At 50.8% G+C, this 13,408-nt stretch carries 16 protein-coding genes; 10 read left to right on the forward strand and 6 right to left on the reverse strand.

The window, feature by feature from the left end:
- Window positions 1-11: 11 nt before the first annotated feature.
- The 6 genes from CHH75_RS00690 to CHH75_RS00715 all read left to right on the forward strand — a co-directional run bounded on the left by CHH75_RS00690 (window position 12) and on the right by CHH75_RS00715 (window position 6,229).
- Window positions 12-1,121 carry a sensor histidine kinase gene (locus CHH75_RS00690; RefSeq protein ID WP_095266118.1) on the forward strand — a complete coding sequence of 370 codons (1,110 nt, stop codon included), beginning with the start codon at window positions 12-14 and terminating at the stop codon, window positions 1,119-1,121.
- Entirely contained in the window at window positions 1,118-1,726 is a 609-nt protein-coding gene (locus tag CHH75_RS00695; protein WP_095397181.1) for a response regulator transcription factor, read from the forward strand. The genes CHH75_RS00690 and CHH75_RS00695 overlap by 4 nt, the downstream gene beginning before the upstream one ends.
- Window positions 1,727-2,013: 287 nt before the next feature.
- Window positions 2,014-3,645, forward strand: a complete 1,632-nt coding sequence (locus CHH75_RS00700) for a spore germination protein (protein WP_095397182.1) — start codon at window positions 2,014-2,016, stop codon at window positions 3,643-3,645.
- Between the two features lie 2 nt (window positions 3,646-3,647).
- Complete coding sequence (locus CHH75_RS00705; RefSeq protein WP_095397183.1) at window positions 3,648-4,745, forward strand: GerAB/ArcD/ProY family transporter; 1,098 nt, start codon at window positions 3,648-3,650, stop codon at window positions 4,743-4,745.
- Window positions 4,742-4,951: a CLC_0170 family protein gene (locus tag CHH75_RS00710; protein ID WP_095397184.1), complete on the forward strand. Its 210-nt coding sequence runs from the start codon at window positions 4,742-4,744 to the stop codon at window positions 4,949-4,951. The genes CHH75_RS00705 and CHH75_RS00710 overlap by 4 nt, the downstream gene beginning before the upstream one ends.
- A 39-nt stretch (window positions 4,952-4,990) precedes the next feature.
- Window positions 4,991-6,229, forward strand: coding sequence for a Ger(x)C family spore germination protein (locus CHH75_RS00715; protein WP_095397185.1), 1,239 nt, complete (start codon window positions 4,991-4,993; stop codon window positions 6,227-6,229).
- Window positions 6,230-6,418: 189 nt separating this feature from the next.
- On the opposite strand, the gene CHH75_RS00720 is transcribed toward CHH75_RS00715, so the two are convergent.
- The gene (locus CHH75_RS00720) at window positions 6,419-6,802 is read right to left on the reverse strand and encodes a RidA family protein (protein ID WP_095266112.1); all 384 of its coding nucleotides are present in this window, start codon (window positions 6,800-6,802) and stop codon (window positions 6,419-6,421) included.
- A gap of 105 nt (window positions 6,803-6,907) precedes the next feature.
- Here CHH75_RS00720 and CHH75_RS00725 point away from each other — a divergent pair, with 105 nt between their 5' ends.
- The 4 genes from CHH75_RS00725 to CHH75_RS00740 all read left to right on the forward strand — a co-directional run bounded on the left by CHH75_RS00725 (window position 6,908) and on the right by CHH75_RS00740 (window position 8,995).
- A complete protein-coding gene (locus CHH75_RS00725) occupies window positions 6,908-7,249 on the forward strand; it encodes a winged helix-turn-helix transcriptional regulator (protein WP_095266111.1) in 342 nt (113 codons plus the stop codon).
- Between the two features lie 256 nt (window positions 7,250-7,505).
- Entirely contained in the window at window positions 7,506-7,979 is a 474-nt protein-coding gene (locus CHH75_RS00730) for a DUF2975 domain-containing protein (protein WP_095397186.1), read from the forward strand.
- Between the two features lie 11 nt (window positions 7,980-7,990).
- Complete coding sequence (locus tag CHH75_RS00735; protein WP_095397187.1) at window positions 7,991-8,227, forward strand: helix-turn-helix domain-containing protein; 237 nt, start codon at window positions 7,991-7,993, stop codon at window positions 8,225-8,227.
- Between the two features lie 3 nt (window positions 8,228-8,230).
- A complete protein-coding gene (locus CHH75_RS00740; protein WP_095397188.1) occupies window positions 8,231-8,995 on the forward strand; it encodes a DUF817 domain-containing protein in 765 nt (254 codons plus the stop codon).
- An 87-nt stretch (window positions 8,996-9,082) separates the two neighbouring features.
- Here CHH75_RS00740 and CHH75_RS25085 read toward each other — a convergent pair whose 3' ends face one another.
- The 5 genes from CHH75_RS25085 to CHH75_RS00760 all read right to left on the reverse strand — a co-directional run bounded on the left by CHH75_RS25085 (window position 9,083) and on the right by CHH75_RS00760 (window position 13,388).
- The gene (locus CHH75_RS25085; protein WP_230875711.1) at window positions 9,083-9,187 is read right to left on the reverse strand and encodes a DUF6254 family protein; all 105 of its coding nucleotides are present in this window, start codon (window positions 9,185-9,187) and stop codon (window positions 9,083-9,085) included.
- A 103-nt stretch (window positions 9,188-9,290) separates the two neighbouring features.
- The gene (locus CHH75_RS00745; protein ID WP_095397189.1) at window positions 9,291-10,028 is read right to left on the reverse strand and encodes a hypothetical protein; all 738 of its coding nucleotides are present in this window, start codon (window positions 10,026-10,028) and stop codon (window positions 9,291-9,293) included.
- 266 nt (window positions 10,029-10,294) lie between these two features.
- The gene (locus CHH75_RS00750) at window positions 10,295-11,395 is read right to left on the reverse strand and encodes a glycoside hydrolase family 11 protein (protein ID WP_095397190.1); all 1,101 of its coding nucleotides are present in this window, start codon (window positions 11,393-11,395) and stop codon (window positions 10,295-10,297) included.
- A 239-nt stretch (window positions 11,396-11,634) separates the two neighbouring features.
- Window positions 11,635-12,138 carry a hypothetical protein gene (locus CHH75_RS00755; protein ID WP_141235796.1) on the reverse strand — a complete coding sequence of 168 codons (504 nt, stop codon included), beginning with the start codon at window positions 12,136-12,138 and terminating at the stop codon, window positions 11,635-11,637.
- 128 nt (window positions 12,139-12,266) lie between these two features.
- On the reverse strand, window positions 12,267-13,388 hold the full coding sequence (locus CHH75_RS00760; protein ID WP_255222922.1) for a GerAB/ArcD/ProY family transporter: 1,122 nt from the start codon (window positions 13,386-13,388) through the stop codon (window positions 12,267-12,269).
- Between the last annotated feature and the right edge of the window lie 20 nt (window positions 13,389-13,408).

The raw sequence follows: 13,408 nt of genomic DNA on the forward strand, positions 1-13,408 counted from the left end.
AGGAGGTGCTTATGCACAGCTATAGGGACCGTTGGGAACCGATGAGCATGGCCGATATGATATGGAGAAGCCTGGCATTGCTGCTGCTGGGCTTGCTCTGGTTTATCGGCGACAACGGGCATGAAGGGTTGATCCTGCTGCTCGTTCTGGTCAATATGACATTGGCTAGATGGCGCTTCTCATGGCCGACTTGGACAACGCTGATCGACCTGGCTGTATGCACCGCCGTTATGCCGCTGTGGCCAGAGGCCTCTTACGGCTTGGCACTCCCCTTGTTTGAAGCCATGCGAGCCTATAAACCGTTGTTCGTTCTGCCGATTGCGGTCGTTGTGGTCGCTTTTGCTAAGGTGGAGCTCTTGTTATTGGTTGTCCTGATCCAGGCAATGTTCGCTGGAGGCATCCTCCATTACGGATCCAAGCAGCTTGCATCTTACCGGCGTGAGGCAGACAGTGAACGACGTGACCGGTATGAGCTCGAGAGCCTCAAGGAAGAGCTGCTGCTGGCAAACATGCAGACCGCGCATTTCGCAGAGCTGACGGAACGCAACCGGATCTCGCTCAAGCTGCATGATGATGTCGGTCACGAATTGACCGCCGCCCTCTTGGCGCTTCAGGCGTACGAACAATTACGAAAGGAAGGGGACCTTCAAGCTGGCAGCATGCTGGAACAGGCGATGAACCGTCTGAGAGCCAGTTCATGGCAACTGCGGGAAACCGTGCATGATTTGAAACCGGCACGAGCTATCGGAGTCGCCCATTTAGAGGAAATTTGTCGAAATTTCCAAGCGTTTCCGGTCAAACTGCACGTTTATGGGGATACTTCCGAAGTACCAGCCTACCTCTGGATCATTCTCGCCTCGTGCTTGAAGGAGGCGCTGACAAACATCGTACGCCACTCGAAGGCTAAGCATGTCGAAGTTTCCTTGGACAGCAGTGAACATCTCATTCGCTTGAGCGTGCATAATGACGGGGTGACGCCGGAAATCACGGTCGAGCCAGGCATCGGACTACGCAACCTCAGACAACGGGCGCAGGCTGTAGGGGGAAGCATTTCGATGAATCATAGGAATGGATTTCAGCTCATATGCGTATTGCCAATCAGAAAGGAGCGATTGACGTGAAGGTGCTTATAGTTGACGATGATCCACTCGTTTGTCAAAGCCTGGAGCTGCTTTTGAGCCGGGAGAACGATATGGAAATTATCGGAACGGCCAATGACGGGGCCGAAGCCATTCAATGCTGCGAGCGTCTAATGCCCGATATGGTCCTAATGGATATACGCATGCCGGGCATGGACGGAATTCAAGCAACGCGAACAATCAAGAACCGCTGGCCACAGGTACAGATCATGATGCTCACCACCTTCCAGGATGAGCATAATATTCGCCTGGCCATTCTGGCCGGAGCGGAAGGATATATGCTGAAATCGACGCATGTTTCGAATATGGCCCAACAGCTGCGCGCACTGGCATCGGGTGTATCCATACTGGATGCTAATGTTCTTAAAACGTTGACGGGACCAAGCAAGGAAGAGATTACCGAACTTACTCCCCGCGAGTCCACCATTCTCGAGCTGGTCGCTTTAGGCTGCTCAAACCGTGAAATTGCGCAGCAGCTGTTCCTCAGCGAGGGAACCGTCCGCAACACATTATCCTTTATCCTTGATAAGCTGGAGCTTCGAGACCGGACCCAGCTCGCCATCTATTATTGGAAGCGATCGCTATAGGTGCATCCTTGCACCAAGCGTGCTCTCTAGTCCAATTCGAAATAAGTAACCCCGCTAACTCGCTAAGCATACGAATGGTATTTTTGCTTAAGAAATAACAGCCCCCCTCCCCTTCTTCCTTGGTTCATAGAATCGAATAACTTATAGCTCAAATACCTCTCTTTTTCCCGCGATGTGCAGTGACTTTCATGAGGAATCCTCGGTTTAACGAGCGATCATTGATAAAAATATCACACTGTGGAAATACTTAGGATGAACATACTCTGATGCCAGGGAGTGATCATCAAATGTCATATTCCAAGTGGATGGGCTCCCAGAAGTCTGACAACAACCATGCCGCCACGGATGCGAACAAAAATCAGGAACAAGAGCGCCCAATCTCCTCCAGCCTCAGGGAAACGACCGACAGCATCCGGAAGCTGCTGGGGGATAATGACGATTTCAATACGCATGAATTCCATGTATTTGGCCAGTTCCAAGCGATGATGTATTACTTCACCGATATGACGGACCATACTATCATTAACAATACGATATTGAAGCCGCTCAAGTATGGGCCTCGCCATATCGATGTGGAGAACATTCCGATTTCTCAACTAAAAGATACGCTTATCAATGATACCCTTTACCACAGTGAGGGGTATGCGGAATCCAGTCTTTCCATCATCACGGACAGCATCCTGCGCGGCCAAACGGTGATTGCCATTGAAGGGCTGCCGGAGGCTTTTATCTTCGACACGCGGAAAATATCCCATCGCTCGATCGAACAGCCGGCTACGGAGCAAGTGATCCGCGGATCACGCGAGGGATTCATCGAATCGCTTAGTACAAACATCTCTTTGCTCCGTTATCGTATGCAAACGACCGATTTCCGAGTGAAGTCGATGGAGATCGGAGCGAGAACCAAATCCAAGGTAGCCATCTGCTTCATGGAAGGCGTTACCAACCCCGGCATAGTCGAAGAAGTGAAGAAACGGCTGTCCGCCATTGAGATTGACGCCATCCTCGACTCAGGTTATTTGGAACAGTTTATCGAAGACAACCACTGGTCGCCGTTTCCGCAAATTCAATATACGGAGCGTCCTGACAAAGTTGTGGCCAACATTCTGGAGGGCAGGGTGGCGATTCTGGTAGACGGTTCTCCACTCGCACTGATCGTTCCGACCGTATTCAGCCAGTTCTACCAGACGGCCGAGGATTACACGGAGCGGTTTCTGCTCATGAGCGGCATCCGGCTCTCCCGTCTTGTGGCGCTTGTGTTCTCCCTTGTATTTCCTTCGCTGTACGTAGCTATTATATCGTTCAATCCGGAGCTGATTCCTACCGAATTTGCGGTTGCCGTAGCGGGCGGACGCGCAGGCGTCCCCTTCCCTGCAGTCGTCGAAGTGCTTGTGATCGAAATATCGATGGAAGTGTTGCGGGAAGCGACCATTCGCTTGCCGCAGCAGGTCGGCGGCGCATTGTCCATCGTCGGTGTGCTCGTCATTGGACAAGCGGCGGTCGCGGCCGGTTTTGCAAGCCCGATTACGGTCGTCATCATCGCGCTGACCACAATCGGTTCGTTTGCGACACCCGCCTATAATGCGGCCCTTGCGCTTCGCATCCTCCGCTTCCCGCTCATTATACTGGCCGGCACATTTGGTTTGTATGGAGTGATGGTCGGCCTCATTCTGGTTACGAACCATCTGCTGTCCCTCCGCTCGTTCGGTGTGCCGTATCTGAGCCCCTTCGTCCCTGGCAACTTTCAGGGCATGCGGGACTTGCTGACACGTGCGCCGCTGTGGAAGATGAGAAACCGGCCATCGTTTCTATACACGCTCGATCAATCCAGACTGGGGGATACAAAGAAAGACCAAGTCAACCACGCAAGCGAAGACATTATAAGTCCCGTGCAGCCTGATGGAGAAAAGGGGCAATAAGTATGGACCAACAACGTCAAATTACCGTCTTGCAAGCTTCGGCCATTACAATCAGCACCATCGTCGGCGTCGGTGTGCTCTCCCTTCCGCTCGCTGCGGTTCGTGCAGCCGATGCGGGGGCGCCGCTCGTCACTTTGCTGGGTGCGGCGCTATCTATCCTGGCCTCCATGCTGATCGTATGGCTGGGCATGCGTTTTCCCAATGAATCGTATATCGAATACAGCGAGAAGCTGATTGGAAAAGGGCTGGCCAGAACGATTATCATCATCTGGATTCTCTACTTTGCCATCCTGAGTTCGCTTATCGCTAGAGAGTTCGGCGAGGTGGTCATCACCGCGGTCCTGAGGAATACGCCGCTGGAAGTGACCGTGATCGTTATGCTGCTGCTGGCTGCCTTCACATCGCGTAAAAATATAATGACCTTTGCCTATATTCACACGTTCTATATTCCGTTCATTCTGGTTCCCGTCTTGCTGATCGTCGCTCTGTCCCTTAAAAACGCAGACGTCGTCAACGTGCTTCCGTTATGGGGAAATGAGCCGAGCGGGATTGTCAAAGGCTTCTTCATGCTCTCCACCATGTTCCAGGGATATTTCATCATGATGATGGTCATTCCCTCTATGCGCAGTCCGAAGAAGGCGATGCGTTCCATCTGGTTGGCGATGCTGATTACTAGCATTTTGTATGTATTGGTTGTAAGCGCGACGGTTAGCGTTTTTGGTGCCGAAGAGACCAAGAAGCTGCTGTGGCCAACCCTCGAGCTAGCAAAGGATACCTCGCTGCCTGCGAATATCCTCGAACGCCTGGATGCGGTATTTCTCGCAGTCTGGGTGACGGCGGTGTACACCTCCTTGTTTTCCTGCTACTATTTCACGATTTATTCCATCGGCAAGCTGTTCCGTCTGCAGGATCACGGGATGCTGTCCTTTTTCATTTTGCCTTTCCTGTTCTTGTTGGCGATGCTGCCGCAAAGCCTGGTCCAGTTGAATGAGATCAATGCGCTGATTACCCAGTTCGGGGTCGCGCTCACGATCGCTTACCCGGGCCTGCTGTTGCTCGTATCACTGCTGCGCAAAAAAAGGGGGAACCAGAAACGATGATCGGAGAAATGTACAGCGGCTACTTGTATATGGCTATCGCCATTTGGATATTTTCAGGGTTGTTCAATCTCGGAGTTGACAGGACAAACTATGGTCAGTTCGAGATGAAGAAGGAACAGAAAGCCTCAACCGTCCTGGGCTGGATCAACCTCTCCCTTGGCATTCTGACCTTCACGGGTGCGATGATCATCAAACTGCTTGTCTAGCTGGAGCAACACGGTTCAAACCGAGACTGGAGGAAATTCATGAGTAACCATGCTTACACTCGCGCCAATATGAGAAGATGCTGCGCCGCTCTGCTCATTCTTTCCTTGCTGACCGGATGCTGGGACCGGATGGAGCTGGAAGAACGCGCGGTCGTACTCGGAATTTCCGTGGACACGGCCGGGCCTGAAGCAGCGCAGCAAGAAGATGAAATCTCCCATCTGCGCGGTAAATATCCCGTGCCGCCCCAGGATATGATCCGGGTGTCTGTACAGATCGCCCTGCCCGGGCAAATTCCGCTTGGCCCCGGGGAAGGCGGAGGCGGCACAGGCGGGAAGTCGGAGGATACCGTCTGGGTTCTCGACGTTGTGGGCCATACGCTCGACGATGCCTTGATGAGTCTGCAGCAGCAAATATCGGGAAGACTTTTTTTCGGGCATCTGCGTGTCATTGTCGTCTCTGAGCAGTTCGCCAGAAGAGGCCTTGAGAACTTGAATGATTATTTGCATCGTAACCCCGAGGTTCGGAGAATGGCCTGGCTGATGGTGTCCAAGGGCAGTGCCAAGGATCTGATGGAAGCTGCGCCCAAGCTAGAGCGTGTGCCTACCCTTTATCTCGCTTCTACACTTGACGATGCGGTCAGACACGGCAAATTCCCGGTGAACTATATCGGAACCTTTTGGAACAACTCATCGAAGAAGGGCCAGGAGGGCTTCCTTCCCTATATTCAGATCATGGAAGGAGAAAACGTCCAGATCAGCGGGATGGCCTTTTTTAAAGGGGCGCAAATGGTCGGGGTAACCAAGCCGTTTGAAATCGCCGGATATTTGGTTATTAAAGGCATCAGCCCTGCTGGATACCTCGGGATTCTTCAAATCCGGGATTCGCAGGTCGTCACCATCCATGCCACAAACCGTGAATCCACCACGAGGGTGGAGATTCGGGACGGCAGGCCCCATTTTATTATCACAGCCATGACAGAAGTGAATTTGGAAGAGAAGAACGAAGATATCGTCCCGATCGATTCTTCGGCCATTCTGGAAGAGATCGGCCGAGAGAACGAGAGAGCGATCACAGAACTTGTAGAGGGACTGGTGGAGAAAACACAGCAGCAAGAATCCGATATATTTGGTTTTGGCGAGTTGCTCCGGGCTCACAAACCGTCTTACTGGAATACCCATGTCAAGACAGCCGAGCAATGGCGAGAGATCTACAAAACGGTTACGTTCGATTACAACATCACGTCGAAGGTCCGCCGCGTAGGCATGAAAGCCAATTAAACACCCGCCCGCCACCGGCTTCCTGCGGATGCTTCACTCATAGACCTCGCCAGATTGTCCCCTACAACATCTATAGCGAAACAAAGAGTGTTCCTATGGCCACTTCCGTTGGTCATAGGAACACTCTTTCTAATGATCACTAACATACGATCAGTGCCTCGTTCTCCGGCTACTCCTTCGACCCTTGGATCAGTCTGTATGGGCGACCGCACGGATTTCGACCCATTGCTCTGGGGACGCGAGGTACGTCACGCCGATGAGGCTTCCAGCCGGACGGTGCTCTCCTACGTACTCTTTAAAGAGCCGGATCACAGGGTCGAAATGCTCCTCGGCATGGGTCAAATAAATTTCCACATAAGCGAGATTGGATTTCGTGACACCAAACTCCGCCAGCACGCGATCCAAATTATCCAGCGTCTGCCGGGTTTGCAGCTCGATATCTCCCTCGCCAACAAACGCACCTTCCTGATCGTGAGAAAATTGCCCCGAAATGTAGATGTTGCCGTTCACACTGTACCCTTGCGAGATGCCATGATCCCATAGATCATGGTTATAAGTTTTAACATTAGCCATCAGATTCTCTCCTTTACTTCAAAGTAAGGCTAGTATAAACTGAGCACAACTAAAAAAGTAGTACGCACATTAATGATAGGTACTACCCGAAAGGATAGTGTAAAGATGAGTTTGGCGGACTATAAAGGTGACGGCAATATTCAAGAAACGCCGTTTGGCTATACGTTGTCTCTGATTGGGGGTAAATGGAAAATGCTGATTCTTTATCTCCTGGCAGAACAGCAGCCCGTTCGATTTAATGAAATGAAAAGACGTCTGGGAACGATCACCTATAGAACGCTGAGTTCCCAACTGAAGGAGCTCGAAGCGGACGGTCTGGTGAAGCGGACCGAATATCCGCAAGTGCCGCCCAAGGTGGAGTATCGGCTCACCGAGAAGGCCGAGACGTTGCTGCCCGTGCTGGAACAGTTATGTGAATGGGGCGCTCGAAACCAGCCAGCGCGGTAAGGTTCCACTCTTCTGCCCTCCTCCATCGCCATGAAAAGCCGTCATCGTGACGGCTTTTTCATGGTCGGCTTCTTATGGGATGATCCCCCCTCCACCAGCAATCCATTCGCAATCGACGAATATCCCCTCAATAATCTGGTATCCTCCTATGTCAACAAAACAACAATAATATCATAACAATCAATATATATTTATTGATAAACGATAAATATCATGCTACAGTAAGAAGCGAAAACGACCGAGTGAGGTGCTTGTAATGAAGCGAGAAACGCTTTTTTTGAAACTGACTGTGTTTCTTATTGGAACCCCGATTGCGTTGCTATGTGTGTGGGGATTGCCTTCCATCATGAAAGACGCAGCGGCCTATTTTCCGGCATACTGGCTGTATCCGGTGTTGGCCGGGATGTATATCTCCGCGATCCCGTTCTTCGTGGCGCTAGTCCAGGCCTATAAGCTGCTTAATTATATCGACAGGAACGAAGCGTTTTCCGACTTGTCGGTGCGGGCATTGAGAACGATCAAATATTGCGGGTTATCCATCAGCGGATTGTATGCCGTGATTTTGCCGTTTTTATTTTTCATGGCGGACATGGATGACGCCCCAGGGCTTTTGGCGATTGGCATAATTATCGTTTTTGCTTCTTTTGTCATTGCTGCCTTTGCTGCACTGCTCCAAAAGCTGCTCCAAAATGCCATCGATATAAAATCCGAGAACGATTTAACAGTATGAGGTGAATCGAGATGGCGATTATTATTAACATTGATGTCATGCTGGCCAAAAGGAAAATGAGCGTGACCGAGCTGTCTGAGCGCGTCGGAATCACAATGGCGAATCTTTCCATATTGAAGAACGGGAAAGCCAAGGCGATCCGCTTCTCCACCTTGGAGGCGATATGTGAAGCGCTGGATTGTCAGCCTGGTGATATTATGGAATACCGAAGCGATGCAAATTCTGATGCCGCCGGGCCGGACGAATAAGTCATGAGAGCGATCCGGCAACTGGTTCGATTCGGCTGGGAGCAGGCGTTATCCTGCGTGTTCCCGGTCGTCATCTTTGCCTCACTGGCTCTCACCCAGCTCATCTCCCTCCCCTTGCTGCCTCGCTATGACTGGCTGCTTGTCATCTGCCTTCTGATGCAATGGTGGATGCTGCGCTCCGGGCTAGAGACCCGGGATGAACTCAAGGTGATTACACTGTTTCACCTGATCGGTCTTGTGCTTGAGGTGTTCAAGGTGCATATGGGCTCTTGGTCGTATCCGGAAGAAGGATATGTAAAAATATTCGGGGTGCCTCTATACAGCGGGTTTATGTATGCCAGCGTAGCCAGCTATCTGTGCCAGGCCTGGCGGCGCTTGCAGGTGGAGCTGATCTGCTGGCCGCCGTTTTGGATCGTGGTGACCCTGGCGGCTGCCATATATTTAAACTTCTTCACCCATCATTTCTGGGTGGATATTCGCTGGTGGCTGTCGGCGCTGGTCCTTATCGTGTTCTGGCGATCCTGGGTCGCTTATGAGGTGAACGGCACGCGTTACCGGATGCCGCTAGCGCTTTCTTTTGTACTCATCGGATTCTTCATTTGGATTGCCGAGAATATTGCCACCTTCTTCGGAGCCTGGGAGTACCCTAACCAGACCGAAGCCTGGAGTCTCGTCCACCTGGGCAAAGTCAGCTCGTGGCTCCTGCTTGTCATTGTCAGCTTCCTTATCGTGGCAACGCTGAAACAAGTGAAGGATAAGATTCGCTAGACAGCGCAAACAAGCTCCTGACGGCATAGTCGCCGCAGGAGCTTGTTCTTCGTGTTACCCGTCGATCCAAGCAGTATACTTCTCAACCTATTCGTTCGATAATTCCTCTAACGATTTGATTTTTCCATGGGGATGCTGCTCTTGCTTGCGTGACTTCCAGGCCGCCTCTCTTCTTCTCTTCTGGTGAGCCATACGTGCTTCCTCCTCTGGAATTGAGATGTATACCACTCCCTTATGTTGTCAATCTTGACAGCAGTTCATGCACGCCGAAGGAAGAGGCAGACTGCGCCGATGGCTAGTCCCTTGTCTTCACCGACGCCATCGTTTCGTTGATGATGCGTGCCATCGCGTCCACAGCAGCCATATCGGATCGGTAGCCGATCCGAACAATATGCTGATCAAATGCGTAGAAGATCACCCCGGAAAATACGTCACTGTCTGCATATTGATTCTGTTTCCCCTTAAGACCATTTTCCGATGCAATATCAATAAACTCATCGTTAAACGCACGCTCATGCTGCTGCAGCTCCTTGGCCGCTGCTTCGTCCAACGTCGTATGCTCCAGCACCTCATACGTGACGGTGGCTTCTCCGGACAGGTCGGTTGTAAACGTGACGGTTCCACCCTCAACCGAAGGCTCTCCCATCGTGGTGCGAATGGCGAAACTCAGCCCGTACGGCTCTAACTCATATTCCCTTCCCTCAAAGGAGACCGTCTCGTGTTCCACAGAAGTTTCCAGTTGGACAATATCGCCCTTGACCAGAACAGGTCGAACGGTGTCATCAGGCGTCTGATGGACCGGCTCGGTCTCTTCCGCGCCTTCATTCTTCATCGTTTCATTCGCCTGATTAACGATGCCTGTAGGCACGGGAGGCTCCTCTTCCTGCTGTTGCGCTGTCCCTGCTGCTCCTGGCGTCGGCTGGACTGCCGTTTCTTCCGGATCGCTCTTTCCTGTGCAACCGGCGATCAGTAAGGTGGCCAAGACCACGGTCGTGACTGCAGTCAGAAGCTGGCTCCATCGTGGCTTCCTCAATAGTTCTTCTCTCTCCCTTCATCTCATCCTGATTGTAGGTTCTTACGGTTAAACGTTGGCAGTTCATGAATAGTTCCATGCTCCAGGTTGATCATATCAAAAAAATCCCGGCAGAGAATCCCCCGCCGGGATGAAATCATTATTGTTCATATTCAGCTTCCACTTAACCAGAGTTGGCCGCCCTTGTGGAGACAGCCCTCCCCCTACAGCACCCCGTATGATCGAGAGCTACCGCTTGATGTTGTCATGTGCGATAGACCGATAGGTCAGCGGATCTCCAAATAGTCAATGAAAGCGTCCCAAGTCCCGTCATCCGCCGTAACAATCAGCTCAATCTCCTGATTGCCGGTGCCATGACTCACATTGTTAAGTGTATAGACCGCGGGATAACTTCCGCCAAAGTAGAAGGTGCCTTTCGTCTGACCGCCGATCTTCAGATCGACTCGGGCCATGTTAGCATTGTTTGACGCTCCTCGCAGCGAGAAACTATGCGTGCTTGTGGCAAAATACTGCGTATACTTGACCGAATCGTTGTTGGCGTACAGGGCCACACCATTGAACGGCGAGCTGATATTACCTGTGTACTGCCCGCTTTTGGTCATGCTCTCAGCTTCGACTCTCGTCACCGTTCCCGGGTTCGTGCCTCCTCCCGGATTACCACCGCCCGGGTTGCCCCCGCCGATGGTCAATGTATTGCTGTACACATTCGCGCTTCCGCTGCTCTGATAGCCCTCTACCGTCATGGCAACTTCATACATTTTCCCCATCGGCATGCCGCGGCTTTCCCAGGCTCTGAAATGCTCGCTGACCGAGATCGTGCCGCTCGTTCGCTTCGACGTCCGGACACTCCAATACTGCTTGAACGTCGCCGTTCCTTTAATGGATGGCTGGTTCACCCGGGTCGTCTCATAAATATCGTACGTGCCGCCATCCACGTTAATGGTTCCTTTATGGGTGCCTGTCGGACGGTATGTTCCCCAGCTGTCGACAATGTAAAATTCAACGAGCGGATCCACCGTCCAGCCGTATACGGTCAAGTACGCATTACCGTTCGGCTGGAAGTTCGCGCCATAGGTGATCGACATGTTCCCGATTTGCTGATGGGTTTGTGTCTCGTTGAACTTTTTGCCCTTGCGGAACAGGATGTTGTTGATGTTGCTCCACTGGGCGCTGAACGTACCGCCGCTGTTCAGTGTCATGCTGCCGGAACCGCCGCTGTCCTTCCAAAATTCATAATCATAACCGTCATGCGTCCCAATCTCGTTAGAAGTGATCGTGGTTGCGGCATGCGCACCTCCTGCGGGCAACAACAGCACAAAACAAAGCAGTACGGCAATATACCATCTCGTTTTCTTTCTCGTCTTCATGAATTCCTTCCTCCTCTTTAAATCGATTGTCACCCGTCTGACTAGGATGCTGTTCAGCATTCAGCAAGGCTGCTGCGAACGGTCATACCTCCTTTCTACTTCTTTATTGTAAACGATTACAATAAGTAATTTATCAAAATTTACCTTATTATTCCATTCTAAAAATTAAGGTCATACCTTGAAAAATTCAGGTATTGCTGTTTTGAATCCTGGATTGCGGGGAGCGATGCTGTTATATGTTATTCGGATTTATCCAGCGGCCAGCGGTATCCCCGTTTAAACAAGAAGTATCCAAGCGCAGCCACAATCGGAATCGCACCTAGGGACATCCCCATCATTATTCGCGAGTTGGACTCAGAAAGTCTGGCCGACATCCGGATTTCCTCTATCCCTCCCCCGGCGCACACGACGCGATCAAATACGGAATAATCCCCACGATTCGTAAATAGAAGAACGGCCTCCGTTCCGTTAATGTCAGTGACCGACCGCTCTTGATCCAGCTGGATCTGCTCCCCATCTAACGTGCAGTTTACCGCATCCACTTGTACATCCGAAGGGATCGCCCACACAGCTACCGTTCGGGAAGCACTGGTTGGCGAGAACGAATCGCCGGGCTCTATCACTTTATGAATAAATGTGCCTGGAGGTTGCGCTTTCTGATAGGCCATAAATGCACCAAAAGGCCCCGTAATGATTACAGTCAGACAAGCCAGTGCAAATAAAGATATCGTTTTCCTTGTCATCGTCATCCATCCCTTCTGTCCATAACCGCTTTAAGCTTCGATCATAAATTCATCATGATAAGGAAGCCTAGCGATTTCCTTCCGATTTCTTGTTATGTACGAATGAACCGTTGCAAGGTTGCATTATTTCAAGATTGCTGCTTTCCCCACTTGCGCCGGATTCCGATAACAACCAGCAGGATCAGTGGAAGTACGACTTGAAAAAAAGGCGTTACATAAGTTACAACGACCTTTATCCCAAGCCATATATGGTGAGGGTAGTTGGGGGATATAAAAGCGATCGCATATAAGCATACGCTTACGACCACCGTCCACATTTTATAGGACCACCCTGTTATTTTATGGAGCCCCATCACAGCCCCCATAAAAAACGCAGCCATTTTCGAGCCCAGGCCGAGCACTAATACGAAGACAAATAACACGTCAAAACGTTCGAAGGTTTCTGCAATTTCGATAAGCTGAACCACCTGCAGCAGCGGTAGAGTACTATTGATTGCCCGTGTCGGACCTAGGACAAGGACATTGATCTGGTTTATCAGGATCAGGCAAATTGCTGTAATCAGGTAGGTGATGATCACACTTCTTCCTAATTTCCTCTTTTTCTTAACTAAAGGAAAGAAGAGCATAAATAATAAGGTTTGGCCAAACGGAAAAGACACAATTTCGGGTACGGCTGCTGACCAGACAGGCTGGAATCCATGTTCCAGGACCGGCAGCATAATCTCGTAACGTATTAGCCCGGATGAGACAAGGAGAGTATAGATGGTCAAATAACTCAAAATCATGATGGGCAAAAAACCTGCGCACGTCAAAATAACGACATACGGTCCATACCTTACCGTATTTGCTACTACAATTAACGTGATCAAGATGATCGCCATCAGCGGCGTACGATCCAACAGGGTCAATATCGTAAGCTCCCCTAGATCTCTTAGATTACGGGAGGCCTCGTATGTAAAATAACCTACAAAGGCTAAGTTAACCACCGTCCCGATAACTTTGCCGAATTGTTTTCTGCAGACGCCATATAAATCGAGCTCCGGATGGGTGCGGTGAATGAGAAGATACATCATTAACAGAAACAAACCGATCAAGGCGGCCACACTCATAGCCAACCATGCATCTCGCCCGGCATCCGCCCCTAGAAAGAACAACGTTGTGCTTCCGACTTCAAATACGGCAAGGTAACATACCAGCTCGGTAATTCTTATGGATTGTTTCATGTCCGGATTCCTTTCTTGTTCAAACATCCATTTCAACAAAGAGCATG

This window comes from Paenibacillus sp. 7541 (genome assembly GCF_002276395.1).
Classification (GTDB): domain Bacteria; phylum Bacillota; class Bacilli; order Paenibacillales; family Paenibacillaceae; genus Paenibacillus_AQ; species Paenibacillus_AQ campinasensis.

Coding starts and splice junctions, on each gene's coding strand:
- CHH75_RS00760 (WP_255222922.1), bottom strand. CDS start 13,388: ATGTTTGAACAAGAAAGGAATCCGGACATGAAACAATCCATAAGAATT.
- CHH75_RS00710 (WP_095397184.1), top strand. CDS start 4,742: ATGATCGGAGAAATGTACAGCGGCTACTTGTATATGGCTATCGCCATT.
- CHH75_RS00750 (WP_095397190.1), bottom strand. CDS start 11,395: ATGAAGACGAGAAAGAAAACGAGATGGTATATTGCCGTACTGCTTTGT.
- CHH75_RS00755 (WP_141235796.1), bottom strand. CDS start 12,138: ATGACAAGGAAAACGATATCTTTATTTGCACTGGCTTGTCTGACTGTA.
- CHH75_RS00700 (WP_095397182.1), top strand. CDS start 2,014: ATGTCATATTCCAAGTGGATGGGCTCCCAGAAGTCTGACAACAACCAT.
- CHH75_RS00705 (WP_095397183.1), top strand. CDS start 3,648: ATGGACCAACAACGTCAAATTACCGTCTTGCAAGCTTCGGCCATTACA.
- CHH75_RS00715 (WP_095397185.1), top strand. CDS start 4,991: ATGAGTAACCATGCTTACACTCGCGCCAATATGAGAAGATGCTGCGCC.
- CHH75_RS00690 (WP_095266118.1), top strand. CDS start 12: ATGCACAGCTATAGGGACCGTTGGGAACCGATGAGCATGGCCGATATG.
- CHH75_RS25085 (WP_230875711.1), bottom strand. CDS start 9,187: ATGGCTCACCAGAAGAGAAGAAGAGAGGCGGCCTGGAAGTCACGCAAG.
- CHH75_RS00720 (WP_095266112.1), bottom strand. CDS start 6,802: ATGGCTAATGTTAAAACTTATAACCATGATCTATGGGATCATGGCATC.
- CHH75_RS00740 (WP_095397188.1), top strand. CDS start 8,231: ATGAGAGCGATCCGGCAACTGGTTCGATTCGGCTGGGAGCAGGCGTTA.
- CHH75_RS00735 (WP_095397187.1), top strand. CDS start 7,991: ATGGCGATTATTATTAACATTGATGTCATGCTGGCCAAAAGGAAAATG.
- CHH75_RS00725 (WP_095266111.1), top strand. CDS start 6,908: ATGAGTTTGGCGGACTATAAAGGTGACGGCAATATTCAAGAAACGCCG.
- CHH75_RS00730 (WP_095397186.1), top strand. CDS start 7,506: ATGAAGCGAGAAACGCTTTTTTTGAAACTGACTGTGTTTCTTATTGGA.